The organism is Streptomyces sp. NPDC058052, assembly GCF_042885515.1.
Classification (GTDB): Bacteria; Actinomycetota; Actinomycetes; order Streptomycetales; family Streptomycetaceae; genus Streptomyces.
Genome location: NZ_JBHVRX010000018.1, coordinates 145,662 through 160,152 on the forward strand (window position 1 = coordinate 145,662; position 14,491 = coordinate 160,152).

Consider the following 14,491-nt stretch of genomic DNA (forward strand, 5'->3'; position numbering starts at 1 on the left):
CCCCGTCCCGCGTACCGGACACCCGTCCGGCAGGTCTCCGGCCCGTCTCCGGCCCGTCTCCCGCCCGTCTCCGGCCCGGACGTGCCCGGCGACCCTCCCTCGGGTCTTCACGCCGCCCGACTTTCGGATCGGGGACCCGGCCTGAAATAGTTCCCCAGGATGATTCGCCATCCCTAGGGCCCCCGTGACGGGGGTGCATCGGGGGACACACAGTGGGGCATGGAGTGCCAGAACTCGTACTCGAACTCAACGGCAGGACCTGGACGCTGGAGCCGTCCCGGTCGTACACCCTGGGCCGCGACCCCCAGGGGGACCTGGTCATCGACGACGCCAGGGTCTCGTGGCGGCACGCCACGATCAGCTGGAACGGCCGGAGCTGGGCCATCGAGGACCACGGCTCCACCAACGGCACCTTCGTCGCGGGGCAGCGGCTCCAGCAGCTGGAGATCGGCCCCGGCACCGCCGTCCACCTCGGCAACCCGACGGACGGCCCGCGCCTGAACCTCGCCGCCGCGCACGCCGGACAGGCCGCGCACGCCGGACAGCAGGCCCACGTGGGACAGCAGGCCCACGTCGGACAGCAGGGTGCCGCCCCGGCCCAGCCCGCGCAGCAGCCGGCCGGACCGCAGGCCGAGTGGGCCACCCACGACGCCGCCCCGCCCCAGCAGGGCGGCTGGCAGCAGCCCGCCCCGCAGCACGGCGGCTACGTCCCGCCGCAGGTGCCCCACCAGGGGGGCGGTCCGGTCGAGCAGCTGGCCCAGAAGACCAGCGGCGCCGCGGGGGCGTCGTCGGCCTACTCCGACCGCAGCCCGACCACCTTCCACCAGCTCGCCCTCGGGCACGTGATGCGCATCGGCCGTGCGCTCGAGAACGAGCTGGTCGTCTCCGACCTCCAGGTCTCGCGCCACCACGCCGAGTTCCACGCCACGCCCGACGGCCGCATGGAGATCCGCGACCTCGGCTCGCACAACGGCACCTACGTCAACGGCCAGCCGATCCCCAAGGGCGGCAGCGCCCTCCTCGGCCCGCAGGACATCGTCGGCGTCGGCCACTCCACCTTCCGGATCGTCGGCGGCCAGCTGGAAGAGTTCGTCGACACCGGTTCGGTCTCCTTCTCGGCCCGGCACCTCACCGTCACCGTCGACGGCGGCAAGCAGATCCTCAAGGACGTCTCCTTCGGCGTCCCCGAGAAGTCGCTCATCGGCGTCATCGGCCCCTCCGGCTCCGGCAAGTCGACCCTCCTCAAGGCGCTCACCGGCTACCGGCCCGCCAACGAGGGCGACGTCCTCTACGACAACCGCAGCCTCTACAAGCAGTTCGCCGAGCTGCGCCAGCGCATCGGTCTGGTCCCGCAGGACGACATCCTGCACAAGGAGCTCACCGTCCAGAAGGCGCTCCGGTACGCCGCCAAGCTCCGCTTCCCCGGCGACACCGCCACGGCCGAGCGCGAGGCCCGCATCGACGAGGTGCTGCGCGAGCTCAAGCTCGACATCCACAAGGAGAAGAAGGTCACCTCCCTCTCCGGCGGCCAGCGCAAGCGCGTCTCGGTCGCCCTGGAGCTGCTGACCAAGCCCTCGCTGATCTTCCTGGACGAGCCGACCTCCGGCCTCGACCCGGGCATGGACCGCGACGTCATGCAGCTGCTCCGCGGCCTCGCCGACGACGGCCGTACGGTCCTCGTCGTCACCCACTCCGTCGCCGAGCTCGCCCTCTGCGACAAGCTCCTCGTGATGGCGCCCGGCGGCTCCGTGGCGTACTTCGGCCCGCCGGACGAGGCGCTGAACTTCTTCGGCTACTCCTCCTGGGCCGACGTCTTCTCCGCCTTCGAGAACTACCGCGACTACGACTGGGCCGGCCGCTGGAAGGGCTCGCAGCACTACCAGCTGTACGCCGCCGACATCGACGCCGTCGCCGCCCAGCCCGTCCACATGCCGCAGCAGGCGATGTCCCGCCCGCCCAAGCCACAGGGCTGGGGCTCCCAGCTGTGGACCCTGATCCGCCGCTACACCTCGGTGATCGTCTCCGACAAGGGCTTCCTCGCCCTCATGGTGATCCTCCCGGCGGTCATCGGCTCGGTCTCCGTCGTCATCCCCGCCGACTTCGGCCTCGCCCCGCCCACGCCGCCGTCCCGCTTCAACGGCGACGCCGGCATCATCATGCTGATCCTCACGGTCGGCATGTGCTTCTCCGGAGCCGCGAACTCCGTCCGAGAACTGATCAAGGAACGGGTCATCTACGAACGGGAGCGCGCCACCGGCCTCTCCCGCTCCGCCTACCTGATGTCCAAGGTCATCGTCCTCGGCGTCATCACGGCCTTCCAGGGCGTCATCCTCTGCGCCATCGGCTTCGCCATCCGCGACCTGCCCGCCGAGGGCCTGCTCATGCCGCCGGCCGTCGAGCTCTGCCTCACCGTCATCGCGCTCGGCCTCACCTCGATGATGGTCGGCCTGGTCATCTCCGCGCTGGTGAAGACCGCCGAGAAGACCATGCCGCTGCTCGTCATGTTCGCGATCGTCCAGGTCGTCTTCACCGGCATCCTCTTCAAGGTCTTCGGCTCGCCCGGCCTGGAGCAGTTCGCCTGGCTCATGCCCTCCCGCTGGGCCATCGCCGGCGCCGGCACCACGCTCGACCTCGCGCACCTCATGGCGCCGTGGGACCCGAAGAACCCCACCGACCTGGACCCCCTGTGGGAGCACAGCGTCGGCCAGTGGAGCTTCAACATCGGCGTGCTGCTGTTCATGACCGTCGTCCTCGGCGTCCTGGTCGCGCGCCTGCTGCGCCGCCACGAGCCCGAGGTCATGCGCAAGTAACGGCTCCGCCGCACCAGCGCCGAAGGGCGGCACCCGCACGGGGTGCCGCCCTTCGCGCTGTCGCCGGGGCGACTCAGTACGCGCTGTTGACGTTGTCGATCGAGCCGTAACGGTCGGCCGCGTAGTTGGCGGCGGCGACGATGTTGGCGACCGGGTCGTACTGGTCGAACTTGGTGCCCGGCACGTGGTACGCCTTGAAGGTCGGGTAGATGACCTGGAGCAGACCCTTGGACGGGACGCCGTTGATGGCGTTGATGTCCCAGTTGTTGATCGCGTACGGGTTGCCGCTGGACTCGCGCATGATGTTCTTGTGCAGGCCGTTGTACGAGCCCGGGATGTTGTGCTTGTCCATGATGAACAGCGCCTCGCGGATCCAGCCGTCGAGGTTGTTCGCGAAGACCGGCGTCCGGGTGACGGAGCGGCTCGCGGCGGACGTCGTCGCGGCGCGCTTCTTCGCGGCGGCCTTCGCCTTCGCCTCGGCCTTCGCCTTGGCGGCCCGCTTCTTCGCGGCCGCGTCGGCCTTCGCCTTGGCCTCGGCCTGCGCCTTCGCCTTGGCGGCCTTCGCCTTCGCCGCCGCCTGCGCCTTGGCCTTCGCCGCGGCGTCCAGCTTGGCCTGCAGGCCGATGGTGGTGTGCTGGTCGGTCACGCTCGCGGCCAGCGCCTTCGTCTGCGGGGCGCTCGCGTCATAGGACCACGCGACCCGCTGGCTCGTGTTCAGCGCCTGCGGCTCGGTCTCCGTGGAGCCGTTGCCCGGCACGAGGGAGAGGGTGAGGGCGGCTGCGCCCAGGGCGGCGACGCCGGCGATCGTGGCCTTGTGGGTCTTCTTCAGACCACGACTGTGGCCAGGGGTGTTCTGAGACATGCAGGACTACCTCTTCGAATCGCTGGGGGTCGCTGGGCCGGGGCGGCTGCGCCTGCTCGGCGGCGACGGGGGCAATTCTTAGCGGCAGCAAAATCGCGTGGCAAAGGTGTGACGTACGATCCCGGGTAGTGGATCAGGGGCCCGTGTACGCGCCCGACACACGCCTTCAGGGCCGGTTCGTCCCACTCCGAACCCCCCTCGCGCACTCCACTAGGGAGCTTCGTAAGTGACCTGGGTCCTATGCGCGGGCTCACATGGGGGGCGTGGCGAACTCACTCGACGTTGCTCCAGCAATGCACACAGTGAGGCTTCTCCACCGCAAGGAGGAGAACACCCCCGCGGAACTCCTGCCGGAGGCGGCGCCCCCTCCCCACCACGGCGTACGCGGGGCCGCCGACGGCCCGTACGCCGCCACCCGGGCGGACGCGCGCGGCGGCGTACGGACCGTCCGCCCCGGGAGCCGGCCCCGGAACCCGACACCATCCGCAGCGCCCCCGTACGCGCGCACGTACGCGCGCACGTACGCGTGCGTGCCCCTCTTGATGTCCGGCACGCCCCCGGCTCCGGCGCGCCCCCGACTTCGGCCCGGTCTCCACACCCCACCCACCACCCGCGTACCCGCCCACGCGCCCGCACGCGCGCGGGGCCCCACAGGCAGCACGCCCACCGCGACCACCCCCACCCCCACCCACCCCGGCCCTCGCCCCCCCGGCCCTCGCCCCCCCGGCCCTCGCCCCCCCGGCCCTCGCCCCCCGGCCCTCGCCCCCCCCGGCCCTCGCCCCCGCCGGGCCGGCGCGGGCATTTCGACCTAGGTCCCGCGACCTGCTCCACCGCCGTCCACAGCCCCATACGGACCGTCACACCCCGCCGGTACCGTGAAGCCATGAGCCACCGACCGAGCTCCGGCCTCGCCGCCGTGAGCACCGCACTCCTGGCGATGAGCCGGCAGATGGAGGTCCGCGACGTCCTCAAGACGATCGTGGCCTCCGCCCGCGAGCTCCTCGACGCCGAGTACGCGGCCCTGGGCGTCCCGGACGACCACGGCGGCTTCGCCCAGTTCGTCGTCGACGGCGTCACCGACGAGCAGTGGAAGGCGATCGGCCCGCTGCCCCGGCAGCACGGCGTGCTCGCCGCGATGCTCCACAAGGCCGAGCCCGAGCGGCTCGCCGACGTCCGCGAGGACCCCCGCTTCGGCGGCTGGCCCGACGCCCACCCCGAGCTCTCCGACTTCCTCGGCCTGCCCGTCCGGGACGGCGACGAGACCCTGGGCGCCCTCTTCCTCGCCAACAAGCGCTGCCCCAAGCCCGAGGGAAGCTGCGGCTTCACCGCCGAGGACGAGGAGCTCCTCGGCATCCTCGCCCAGCACGCCGCCATCGCCCTCACCAACGCCCGGCTGTACGAGCGCAGCCGCGAGCTCACCATCGCCGAGGAGCGGTCCCGGCTCGCCCACGAGCTGCACGACGCCGTCAGCCAGAAGCTCTTCTCGCTCCGGCTCACCGCCCAGGCCGCCGCCGCCCTCGTCGACCGCGACCCGGCCCGCGCCAAGGGCGAGCTCCAGCAGGTCGCCGCGCTCGCCGCGGAGGCCGCGGACGAGCTGCGCGCCGCCGTCGTCGAGCTCCGCCCCGCGGCCCTCGACGAGGACGGCCTCGTCCACACCCTGCGCACCCAGGTCCAGGTCCTCGACCGCGCCCACACCGCCACCGTCGCCTTCGACAGCCCCGGCGTCCGCGCCCTGCCCGCCGCCCAGGAGGAGGCCGTCCTCCGGGTCGCCCAGGAGGCCCTGCACAACGCCCTGCGGCACGCCGACGCCGCGCGGGTCACCGTCACCCTCGCCCGGAACGGCCAGGGCGCCCGGCTCACCGTCACCGACGACGGCCGGGGCTTCGATCCGAGGGTGGTCCGCCGCGCCGGCCGCCACCTCGGCCTGGTGTCCATGCGCGACCGCGCCGCCGGAGTCGGCGGCGCCCTCACCGTGACCTCCGCCCCCGGCGAGGGCACCACGATCGAGATGGAGGTCCCCGGTGGCTGACAAGCCCATCCGTGTGCTCCTGGTCGACGACCACCAGGTCGTCCGCCGCGGCCTGCGCACCTTCCTGGAGGTCCAGGACGACATAGAGGTCGTCGGCGAGGCCGCCGACGGCGCCGAGGGCGTCGCCCGCGCCGAGGAGCTGCGCCCGGACGTCGTCCTCATGGACGTCAAGATGCCCGGCATGGACGGCATCGAGGCCCTCAAGCGGCTCCGCGCCCTCGCCAACCCGGCGAAGGTCCTCATCGTCACCAGCTTCACCGAGCAGCGCACCGTCGTCCCCGCCCTGCGCGCCGGCGCCTCCGGATACGTCTACAAGGACGTCGACCCCGACGCCCTCGCCGGCGCCATCCGCTCCGTCCACGCCGGCCACATCCTGCTCCAGCCCGAGGTCGCCGGCGCCCTCCTGAGCCAGGACGACCCCCAGGGCGGGACGGGACGGGGCACCACCCTCACCGAGCGCGAGCGCGAGGTCCTCGGCCTCATCGCCGACGGCCGCTCCAACCGGGAGATCGCCCGCGCCCTCGTCCTCTCGGAGAAGACGGTGAAGACCCACGTGTCGAACATCCTCATGAAGCTCGACCTCGCCGACCGCACCCAGGCGGCGCTCTGGGCGGTCCGCCACGGCCTCACCACCTGAAACGCTCCCGTTACGCGCCGGGGCGCACGCCCGTTCACAAGGTCATACCGTCGGGTGTACATCCCCCGTTCGGCGCAACCCGCCGGGGCCGGCGGCGTTCTCCAAGGCATGCTGCGGCGGACCGGCCGCAGCGATGACCAGGAGGAAGTACCAAGTGAAGAACCTCAAGAAGGCCGCTGCCCTCACCATGGTCGCCGGCGGCATCGTCGCCGCCGGTGCCGGTGTCGCCTCCGCCCACGGCGCCGAGGCCGACGGCAAGGCCCTCAACTCCCCGGGTGTCGCCTCCGGCAACCTGGTGCAGGTCCCGGTCCACGTTCCCGTGAACGTCTCCGGCAACACGGTCAACGTGATCGGCCTGCTCAACCCCGCCTTCGGCAACGGCGCCTTCAACGGCTGACCCGCCACCCCCACGGCCCCCCGGAGATCCTCCGGGGGGCCGTCCCCGTCCCGGGCGGGCGCACCGCCGAGGCCCGGACGAAGCCCCTGGACGGACAGCGCCCCCGGGGCACGTACGAGGGGACACGCCCCCACCGAGCCGCCCGCCCCACGGGCCCCCGCCCCGGGGCACGTACGAGGGGGTACGCCCCCACGCCGCCGCCCACCCCACGAGCCCCCGCCCCGGGGGCCGGCCCTGCCGGCCGCGGCGGTCAGAACCCCCGCTCCCGCTCCCTCTCCTCCACCCACGCGTTGTACGCCGCGACCTGCGCCCGCCGTGCCACCCGCTCCACCGGCCGCAGCACCTCGCCCCGCGCCGCCATCTCGGACGCGCTCACCGCGCCCCCGTGGCCGTTCCCGTACGCCAGGTCGACCATCAGACCGATCCGCTGGGCCAGCTCCAGGACCCGGACCGCGCGCGGCGGGTAGCCGGGGGCCAGGATCTCGCGGCCCGCCTCCGCCCGCGCCCGGTACGCCTCGCGCGCCGCCTCCGCCGCCGGCCCCGACGCCGCCACGTCCAGCCGCGTCAGCGCCGCCGTCGCGTCCCGCAGCGCCTCCGCCAGCTCCCGCTCCGCCTCGCCCAGCGACGGCACGTCCGCCGGCGGTGCCTCCCGCACCGCGAGGCAGTGCCACACCACCTCGACGTGGACGTCCCCGCGCGGCCCCCTCTCCGTGACCTCCGGCACCAGCCCGTACGGCGCCCCGTACCCGACCACGGCCTCCTCCGCCTCCAACGCGCGCGCGTTGAAGTCCGGCGGACCGCTCAACCCCAGAGGGTGCCCCGGCGCCGGCAGCGCCACCCGCCACCCGGTCACCCCGAGCCGCCGCAGCCGCCCCAGCGCCAGCGTCAGCCCCACCGGGCCCGCCTCACCCGGCAGCTCCGCCACGCGGTGCACCGAGTCCTCCCCGACAATCGCCAGTGCCGCGTCGTCCGGCGACACCGCCCCGGCCAGCAGGGCATTCCCCCAGGCGGCCAGGCGTCCTGAACGTGGTTCCGAAAGCATCCCCCCAGAGTAGGGACCCGGACGACGCCCCACGGCCTGTCCGGAAAGTCCCGCCCGGCACGCGCCCCCGACAGGCACGACCGCCGCGTCGCCTCCGGCCGCCACGGCCCCGTCGTCACCGGTCCCGTTCCATCCCGCGCCCGCCCGCGCCGGACGCCGCCGGCCCCGCCCGCCCTCCACACGGACGCCGCGAGCCCCGCCCGCCCCCGGCCGGACGGCGCTACTCTCCGGACAGGCCCTAGGGACCGGCCCGCCCCGCCGATGACGTAGGTTTTCCCGTGGACGCCGCGCCCGCGGCCCAACGCGACGACACGAGCCGACACGACTCGACGGCAAGGGGAGACAACGCGCTCATGAGCGATGTACTGGAGCTGGTGGACGTATCGGTGGTCCGCGACGGACGCGCTCTGGTGGACGAGGTCTCCTGGTCGGTCAAGGAGGGGGAGCGCTGGGTCATCCTCGGCCCGAACGGCGCCGGCAAGACCACCCTCCTCAACCTCGCGTCCAGCTACCTCTACCCCACCACCGGCACCGCCACCATCCTCGGCGAGCGCCTCGGCGCCGTCGACGTCTTCGAGCTGCGCCCCCGCATCGGCATGGCCGGCATCGCGATGGCGGAGAAGCTGCCCAAGCGCCAGACCGTCCTCCAGACCGTCCTCACCGCCGCGTACGGCATGACCGCCACCTGGCACGAGGACTACGACCCGGTCGACGAGGCCCGCGCCCGCGCCTTCCTCGACCGCCTCGGCATGAACGAGTACCTGGACCGCCGGTTCGGCACCCTCTCCGAGGGCGAGCGCAAGCGCACCCTGATCGCCCGCGCGATGATGACCGACCCCGAGCTCCTCCTCCTCGACGAGCCCGCCGCCGGCCTCGACCTCGGCGGCCGCGAGGACCTGGTCCGCCGCCTCGGCCGGCTGGCCCGCGACCCGTACGCCCCCTCCATGATCATGGTCACCCACCACGTCGAGGAGATCGCCCCCGGCTTCACCCACGTCCTGATGATCCGTCAGGGCAAGGTGCTCGCCGCCGGCCCCATGGAGACCGAGCTCAACTCCCGCAACCTCTCCCGCTGTTTCGGCCTCCCGCTCGTCGTCGAGCGCGTCGGCGACCGCTGGACCGCCCAGGGCCTGCCCCTCAAGTAGCCCCGCCCCGCAGGGCCGTGAACCGCCGTGACCCGCACAGCCACGGCACCGCACCGCGCCCTGTCCCATCCGGCCCCACCCGCCCTACCATGACCGTGTGGACATCGACGCATGGATCTGGTGGCTGATCGGCGCGGTGGGGCTCGGCATTCCCCTGGTCCTCACCGCCATGCCGGAGTTCGGCATGTTCGCCGTCGGCGCGGTCGCGGGCGCGGTCACCGCCGCCCTCGGCTTCGGCGTCGTCGCGCAGGTGATCGTCTTCGTGGTCGTCTCCGTCGCGCTGGTCGCCGCCGTCCGCCCCATCGCCGCCCGCCACCGCGCGGGCAGCCCCGCCCTCGCCACCGGCGTCGACGCCCTGAAGGGCCGTCAGGCCCGCGTCGTGGAACGGGTCGACGCCCAGGGCGGCCGCATCAAGCTCGCCGGCGAGATCTGGTCGGCCCGTTCCCTCGACGCCACCCGCGTCTTCGAACCGGGCGAGGAGGTCGACGTCGTCGAGATCGAAGGGGCGACCGCCGTCGTCATCTGACCGAAGGCCGCCCATGACGTCCCGGCGTCTGGGAAACTCGATCATCGAAACGAACCCGGCAGACAACCGGCAGCGAAGGGCACGGGGAACACGATGTCAGCAGTCATCATCGTCCTGATCATTCTGGTGGTGCTCGTCTTCATCGCCCTGATCAAGACGATCCAGGTCATCCCGCAGGCCAGCGCCGCGATCGTGGAGCGCTTCGGCCGCTACACGCGCACTCTCAACGCCGGCCTCAACATCGTCGTCCCGTTCATCGACACGATCCGCAACCGCATCGACCTCCGCGAACAGGTCGTCCCCTTCCCGCCCCAGCCGGTGATCACCCAGGACAACCTGGTCGTCAACATCGACACCGTCATCTACTACCAGGTGACCGACGCGCGGGCCGCGACCTACGAGGTCGCCAGCTACATCCAGGCCATCGAGCAGCTCACCGTCACCACCCTCCGCAACATCATCGGCGGCATGGACCTGGAGCGGACCCTCACCTCCCGCGAAGACATCAACGCCGCCCTCCGCGGCGTCCTCGACGAGGCCACCGGCAAGTGGGGCATCCGCGTCAACCGCGTCGAGCTCAAGGCCATCGAGCCCCCGACCTCCATCCAGGACTCGATGGAGAAGCAGATGCGCGCCGACCGCGACAAGCGCGCCGCCATCCTCCAGGCCGAGGGCGTCCGCCAGTCCGAGATCCTCCGCGCCGAGGGCGAGAAGCAGTCCGCCATCCTCCGCGCCGAGGGCGAGTCCCAGGCCGCGGCCCTGCGGGCCGAGGGCGAGGCCCAGGCCGTCCGCACGGTCTTCGAGGCCATCCACGCCGGCGACCCGGACCAGAAGCTCCTCTCCTACCAGTACCTCCAGATGCTCCCGAAGATCGCCGAGGGCGACGCCAACAAGCTCTGGATCGTCCCCAGCGAGATCGGCGACGCCCTCAAGGGCCTCTCCGGAGCCCTCGGCAACATGGGCCAGGGCGCCCCGGCCCCGTCCTTCACCAAGGACGTCCCGTCCGCCAGGCGAGAAGAACCCACCGTCGACTGACGGATTGCTGACACGTACACGTAACTCCGGGCATGATCGGTGCGAGCCCCTCGACCCTCGCCGCGCGCAGGGCGGGGAGGCGAGCCACTGACCATGTGAGGAAACGGCCTTGTCCATCTGGGAAATGCTGGCGGTCTTCGCCGCCGGCATCGGCGCCGGCGCCATCAACACCATCGTGGGATCGGGGACGCTCATCACGTTCCCGGTCCTCCTCGCGACCGGACTGCCCCCGATCACCGCGAACGTCTCCAACGCCCTCGGCCTCGTCCCCGGGTCCATCAGCGGAGCCATCGGCTACCGCCGCGAACTCAAGGGCCAGACCCGCCGGGTGTTCCGCCTCGGCGCCGCCGCCCTCGCCGGCGGCCTGATCGGCGCGATCCTGCTGCTCGCCCTGCCCTCCGAGGCGTTCGACGCGATCGTGCCCGTCCTCATCGGACTGGCCCTGGTCCTCGTCCTGTTCCAGCCCCGCATCGCCGCCGCCGTCCAGCGCCGTCGCGAGCGCACCGGCAGCGAGGCCCACCCCGACGGCGGCCCCGCGCTCCTCGTCGGCCTCACCCTCGCCAGCATGTACGGCGGCTACTTCGGCGCGGCCCAGGGAGTCCTCTACCTCTCCCTCATGGGCCTGCTCCTCCACGACGACCTCCAGCGGATCAACGCGGTCAAGAACGTCCTCGGCGCCCTCGTCAACGGCGTCGCCGCCGTCTTCTTCCTCTTCGTCGCCGAGTTCGACTGGACCGCCGTCCTGCTCATCGCCGTCGGCTCCACCCTCGGCGGCCAGATCGGCGCCAAGGTCGGCCGCCGCCTCAAGCCCGCCGTCCTGCGCGGAGTGATCATCGCCGTCGGCATCGTCGCCATCCTCCAGCTCACCCTGAAGTGACCCCGGCACGACGGAGGGCCCGCCCCACACCAGGGGCGGGCCCTCCCGTCTCCGTACGAGCCGGAGCCGGCACGAAGCGGCGGCACGTGCCGGCGCCGGTACGGATCAGGCGGCGGCGCGAGCCAGCCACTCCGGCAGCTCCGACCGCTCACCGGCCCGCATCGCCAGCAGCATCGCGTCCGCCGGCGTCGGCACGAACGGCTCGAACAGCAGCGGCATCCCGGCCTGGTCCGGCGTCCGGTCCGCCTTGCGGTGGTTGTCCTCCGCGCAGGAAGCGACCGTATTCAGCCAACTGTCCCCGCCCCCCTGCGCCCGCGGCACCACGTGGTCCACGGTCGTCGCGCGTTTCCCGCAGTACGCGCACCGGTGCTGGTCCCTGACCAGCACCCCCCTCCTCGACCACGGGGCCTGTCTTCGGAACGGCACCCGGACGAAACGGCAGAGCCTGATCACCCGGGGCACCGGCAGGTCCACGGCGGCGGCACGCACCCGCAGATCGGGATGGGACTGCTCCACCACGGCCTTGTCCTGCAGGACGAGCACCACCGCGCGGTTGAGCGTGACCGTCGACAGCGGCTCGAAGCTCGCGTTCAGTACCAGCGTGTCCCGCATGGTGCCCACCTCCCGTTGTGCCGGCCCAGCCCCCCCTTGGGGCCTCCGGGCTTGGGTCAAACGATGGCCGGGCCGGCCGGGGTCGGACAACGTAATTTCGTGCGCAACAAAAGATGCCCGCTTCTGATCTCTCCAAGACCAGAAGCGGGCAAACAACAAACGAACGATCAGCCTGCGGCAGGCGCCGCGTACTCACCGACCAGCTGGGCCCGGCCCAGCGTGTGGAAGCGAAGATTGAATCCGACGGCGGCCGGCGAGGTGTCGGCGTCCGGCCCCAGCTTCTCGGTGTCCACCGCGTACACCGTGAACACATAGCGGTGCGCCGGGTCGCCGGCCGGCGGGGCGGCCCCGCCGAACTCCTTCGCCCCGTAGTCGTTCCGCGCGTGCACGGCCCCGGCCGGCAGCCCCTCGAAGGAGCCCGAACCGGCCCCGGCGGGAAGCTCGGTCACCGACGCCGGGATGTCGAAGAGCACCCAGTGCCAGAACCCGCTGCCCGTCGGCGCGTCGGGATCGAAGCAGGTCACGGCGAAGCTCCTGGTCTCCGCCGGGAACCCCTCCCAGCGCAGCTGCGGGGAGGTGTTCCCCTCCGCGTACACCTGAGCGTCCTTCAGCACCCCGCCGGGCGCCACGTCGTCGCTCGCCACGGCGAACTCCGCCACCGGAGGGTGGAAGGAGTGGGGGAGCGGAGCCCTCTGGCCCTCGGACATGTCGATACCTCCGGACCCGTGCTAGAGCCAGTTGCGACGGCCGCCGACCTCGGCGAGCCACTGGTTCAGGTACGCCTTCCAGTCGGTCGCCCGGTAGTCGTCCAGCCCCACCTTGAACGCGCGGAAGGAGTCGCTGCCCTCGGTGAAGAGGCCCGGCTTCTTGTCCATCTCCAGGACGACGTCCATCTCGCGGTCGTCCGCGACGAAGCTGACCTCGACCTGGTTCAGGCCGTGGTACTGCTGCGGCGCGAAGAACTCGATCTCCTGGTAGAAGGGCAGCTTCTGGCGGGTGCCGCGGATGTGCCCACGCTCCATGTCCGCGCTCTTGAAGCGGAAGCCCAGCTGGATGAAGGCGTCGAGGATGGCCTGCTGCGCCGGCAGCGGGTGCACGTTGATCGGGTCGAGGTCGCCCGAGTCCACCGCGCGGGCGATCTCCAGCTCGGTCCTGACACCGAGCTCCATGCCGTGCAGACGCTGGCCGCCGACCGTGTTGACCGGGGTCTCCCACGGGATCTCCAGACCGAACGGCACCACGTGCACCGCGCCGGCCTTCACCTCGAAGGCGCCACCGAGCCGCACCTTCACGAACTCGACGTCCTGCTTGTGCTCCTGGTCGCCGCCCTCGACCTCGACGCGCGCCTGGAGACCGACGGACAGGCCCTCGATCTGCTGGTCGACGTTGCCGCCCTGGATCCGGACCTCGCCCTGGACGACACCGCCCGGGACCACGTTCTCCTCGGTGAGGACCGTCTCCACGGTCGCCCCGCCGGCACCCAGGCTGGCCAGCAGCTTCTTGAATCCCATGCCACTCACTCCTTCTCGTTCCTGTCCCCTACATACGCGCGACGACCGTAGCGGGTTCCGGAGCGTCCCCCATTACGCTCGGACGCCATGAGCGAGAGCCCCGACCGTACGCCGCTCCCGCGGAGCTTCTTCGACCGCCCCGTCCTGGAGGTGGCCCCGGATCTCCTCGGCCGCACCCTCGTCCGTACGACCGACGAGGGACGGATCGAACTGCGGCTCACCGAGGTGGAGGCGTACGCCGGCGCGATCGACCCCGGCTCGCACGCCTTCCGGGGCCGCACGGCCCGCAACGCGGTCATGTTCGGCCCGCCGGGACACGCCTACGTCTACTTCACCTACGGGATGTGGCACTGCCTGAACCTGGTGTGCGGTCCGGAGGGCGAGGCGAGCGGGGTACTGCTCCGAGCGGGCGAGATCCTGCGCGGCGCGGAGCTGGCCCGCCCCCGCCGCCGCTCGGCCCGCAAGGACGTCGAACTGGCGAAGGGCCCGGCCCGCCTCGCCACCGCCCTGGACGTCCCGCGCTCCCTCGACGGCACCGACGTCTGCGCCGGCCCGGACGCCCCGCTCGCGGTGCTCACCGGCACCCCGCCGGCTCCCTCCCGCATCCGTACGGGCCCGCGCACCGGCGTCGGCGGCGACGGCGCCCCGCACCCCTGGCGCTTCTGGATCGCCGAGGACCCCACGGTCAGTCCGTACCGTCCCCACACGCCCCGGAAGCGCCGACTTGACCCGGCCAGGACGGACGCGTAACGTAGCCCGAGCCGCTTGAGACGGTGGTGCTTCTTCAAAGCACCCCGAGAGCGGCCAACCACTCACTGCGACGAATCCCTACGGGGCTTATTTCGGCATGCCGAAATTGGTTTCGAAAGGCTCGATTATGAGCCGTCGGGGAAATCAGCTAAAGTAGTGGACACGCCGGAAGGCCCCGAGAAAAACAATTCGGGACCGGAAAGCACCGAGGAAATCGGATCGGAAAGATCTGATAGAGTCGGAAACGAAGGAAGCGCC

At 72.1% G+C, this 14,491-nt stretch carries 14 protein-coding genes; 9 read left to right on the plus strand and 5 right to left on the minus strand.

The window, feature by feature from the left end:
- The first annotated feature begins 212 nt into the window (after positions 1-212).
- Entirely contained in the window at positions 213-2,810 is a 2,598-nt protein-coding gene (locus ACFVU3_RS24485) for an FHA domain-containing protein (protein WP_390069275.1), read from the plus strand.
- Between the two features lie 73 nt (positions 2,811-2,883).
- Here the strand turns inward: ACFVU3_RS24485 and ACFVU3_RS24490 are convergent, their stop codons facing one another.
- Positions 2,884-3,672 (minus strand): transglycosylase SLT domain-containing protein, encoded by a 789-nt coding sequence (locus tag ACFVU3_RS24490; protein ID WP_390069277.1) that lies wholly within the window; start codon positions 3,670-3,672, stop codon positions 2,884-2,886.
- Positions 3,673-4,555: 883 nt separating this feature from the next.
- Between ACFVU3_RS24490 and ACFVU3_RS24495 the strand changes: the two genes are divergently transcribed.
- The 3 genes from ACFVU3_RS24495 (at position 4,556) to ACFVU3_RS24505 (ending at position 6,735) form a co-directional block, all read left to right on the plus strand.
- Positions 4,556-5,701: a GAF domain-containing sensor histidine kinase gene (locus ACFVU3_RS24495; RefSeq protein WP_390069279.1), complete on the plus strand. Its 1,146-nt coding sequence runs from the start codon at positions 4,556-4,558 to the stop codon at positions 5,699-5,701.
- Positions 5,694-6,338, plus strand: a complete 645-nt coding sequence (locus ACFVU3_RS24500) for a response regulator (RefSeq protein ID WP_390069280.1) — start codon at positions 5,694-5,696, stop codon at positions 6,336-6,338. Before ACFVU3_RS24495 ends, ACFVU3_RS24500 begins: the two co-directional genes overlap by 8 nt.
- 154 nt (positions 6,339-6,492) lie before the next feature.
- Complete coding sequence (locus ACFVU3_RS24505) at positions 6,493-6,735, plus strand: chaplin (RefSeq protein WP_031015607.1); 243 nt, start codon at positions 6,493-6,495, stop codon at positions 6,733-6,735.
- A gap of 250 nt (positions 6,736-6,985) precedes the next feature.
- Here ACFVU3_RS24505 and ACFVU3_RS24510 read toward each other — a convergent pair whose 3' ends face one another.
- Positions 6,986-7,777 (minus strand): hypothetical protein, encoded by a 792-nt coding sequence (locus ACFVU3_RS24510; protein ID WP_390069282.1) that lies wholly within the window; start codon positions 7,775-7,777, stop codon positions 6,986-6,988.
- A 353-nt stretch (positions 7,778-8,130) separates the two neighbouring features.
- Here ACFVU3_RS24510 and ACFVU3_RS24515 point away from each other — a divergent pair, with 353 nt between their 5' ends.
- From ACFVU3_RS24515 to ACFVU3_RS24530, 4 genes are all read left to right on the plus strand, one after another.
- Positions 8,131-8,922, plus strand: a complete 792-nt coding sequence (locus tag ACFVU3_RS24515; protein ID WP_390069284.1) for an ABC transporter ATP-binding protein — start codon at positions 8,131-8,133, stop codon at positions 8,920-8,922.
- A gap of 97 nt (positions 8,923-9,019) precedes the next feature.
- Positions 9,020-9,448 carry an NfeD family protein gene (locus ACFVU3_RS24520; RefSeq protein WP_390069285.1) on the plus strand — a complete coding sequence of 143 codons (429 nt, stop codon included), beginning with the start codon at positions 9,020-9,022 and terminating at the stop codon, positions 9,446-9,448.
- A gap of 93 nt (positions 9,449-9,541) precedes the next feature.
- On the plus strand, positions 9,542-10,483 hold the full coding sequence (locus ACFVU3_RS24525) for an SPFH domain-containing protein (RefSeq protein ID WP_351107969.1): 942 nt from the start codon (positions 9,542-9,544) through the stop codon (positions 10,481-10,483).
- A gap of 124 nt (positions 10,484-10,607) precedes the next feature.
- Entirely contained in the window at positions 10,608-11,360 is a 753-nt protein-coding gene (locus ACFVU3_RS24530; protein ID WP_390069311.1) for a sulfite exporter TauE/SafE family protein, read from the plus strand.
- Positions 11,361-11,465: 105 nt separating this feature from the next.
- Here ACFVU3_RS24530 and ACFVU3_RS24535 read toward each other — a convergent pair whose 3' ends face one another.
- From ACFVU3_RS24535 to ACFVU3_RS24545, 3 genes are all read right to left on the minus strand, one after another.
- Positions 11,466-11,972, minus strand: a complete 507-nt coding sequence (locus ACFVU3_RS24535; RefSeq protein WP_390069287.1) for an HNH endonuclease — start codon at positions 11,970-11,972, stop codon at positions 11,466-11,468.
- Between the two features lie 167 nt (positions 11,973-12,139).
- Entirely contained in the window at positions 12,140-12,679 is a 540-nt protein-coding gene (locus ACFVU3_RS24540) for a YbhB/YbcL family Raf kinase inhibitor-like protein (RefSeq protein ID WP_390069289.1), read from the minus strand.
- 21 nt (positions 12,680-12,700) lie between these two features.
- Entirely contained in the window at positions 12,701-13,483 is a 783-nt protein-coding gene (locus ACFVU3_RS24545; RefSeq protein WP_390069290.1) for a sporulation protein, read from the minus strand.
- An 87-nt stretch (positions 13,484-13,570) separates the two neighbouring features.
- On the opposite strand from ACFVU3_RS24545, the gene ACFVU3_RS24550 reads away from it, so the two are divergent.
- Positions 13,571-14,233, plus strand: a complete 663-nt coding sequence (locus ACFVU3_RS24550; RefSeq protein WP_390069292.1) for a DNA-3-methyladenine glycosylase — start codon at positions 13,571-13,573, stop codon at positions 14,231-14,233.
- Positions 14,234-14,491: the final 258 nt, after the last annotated feature.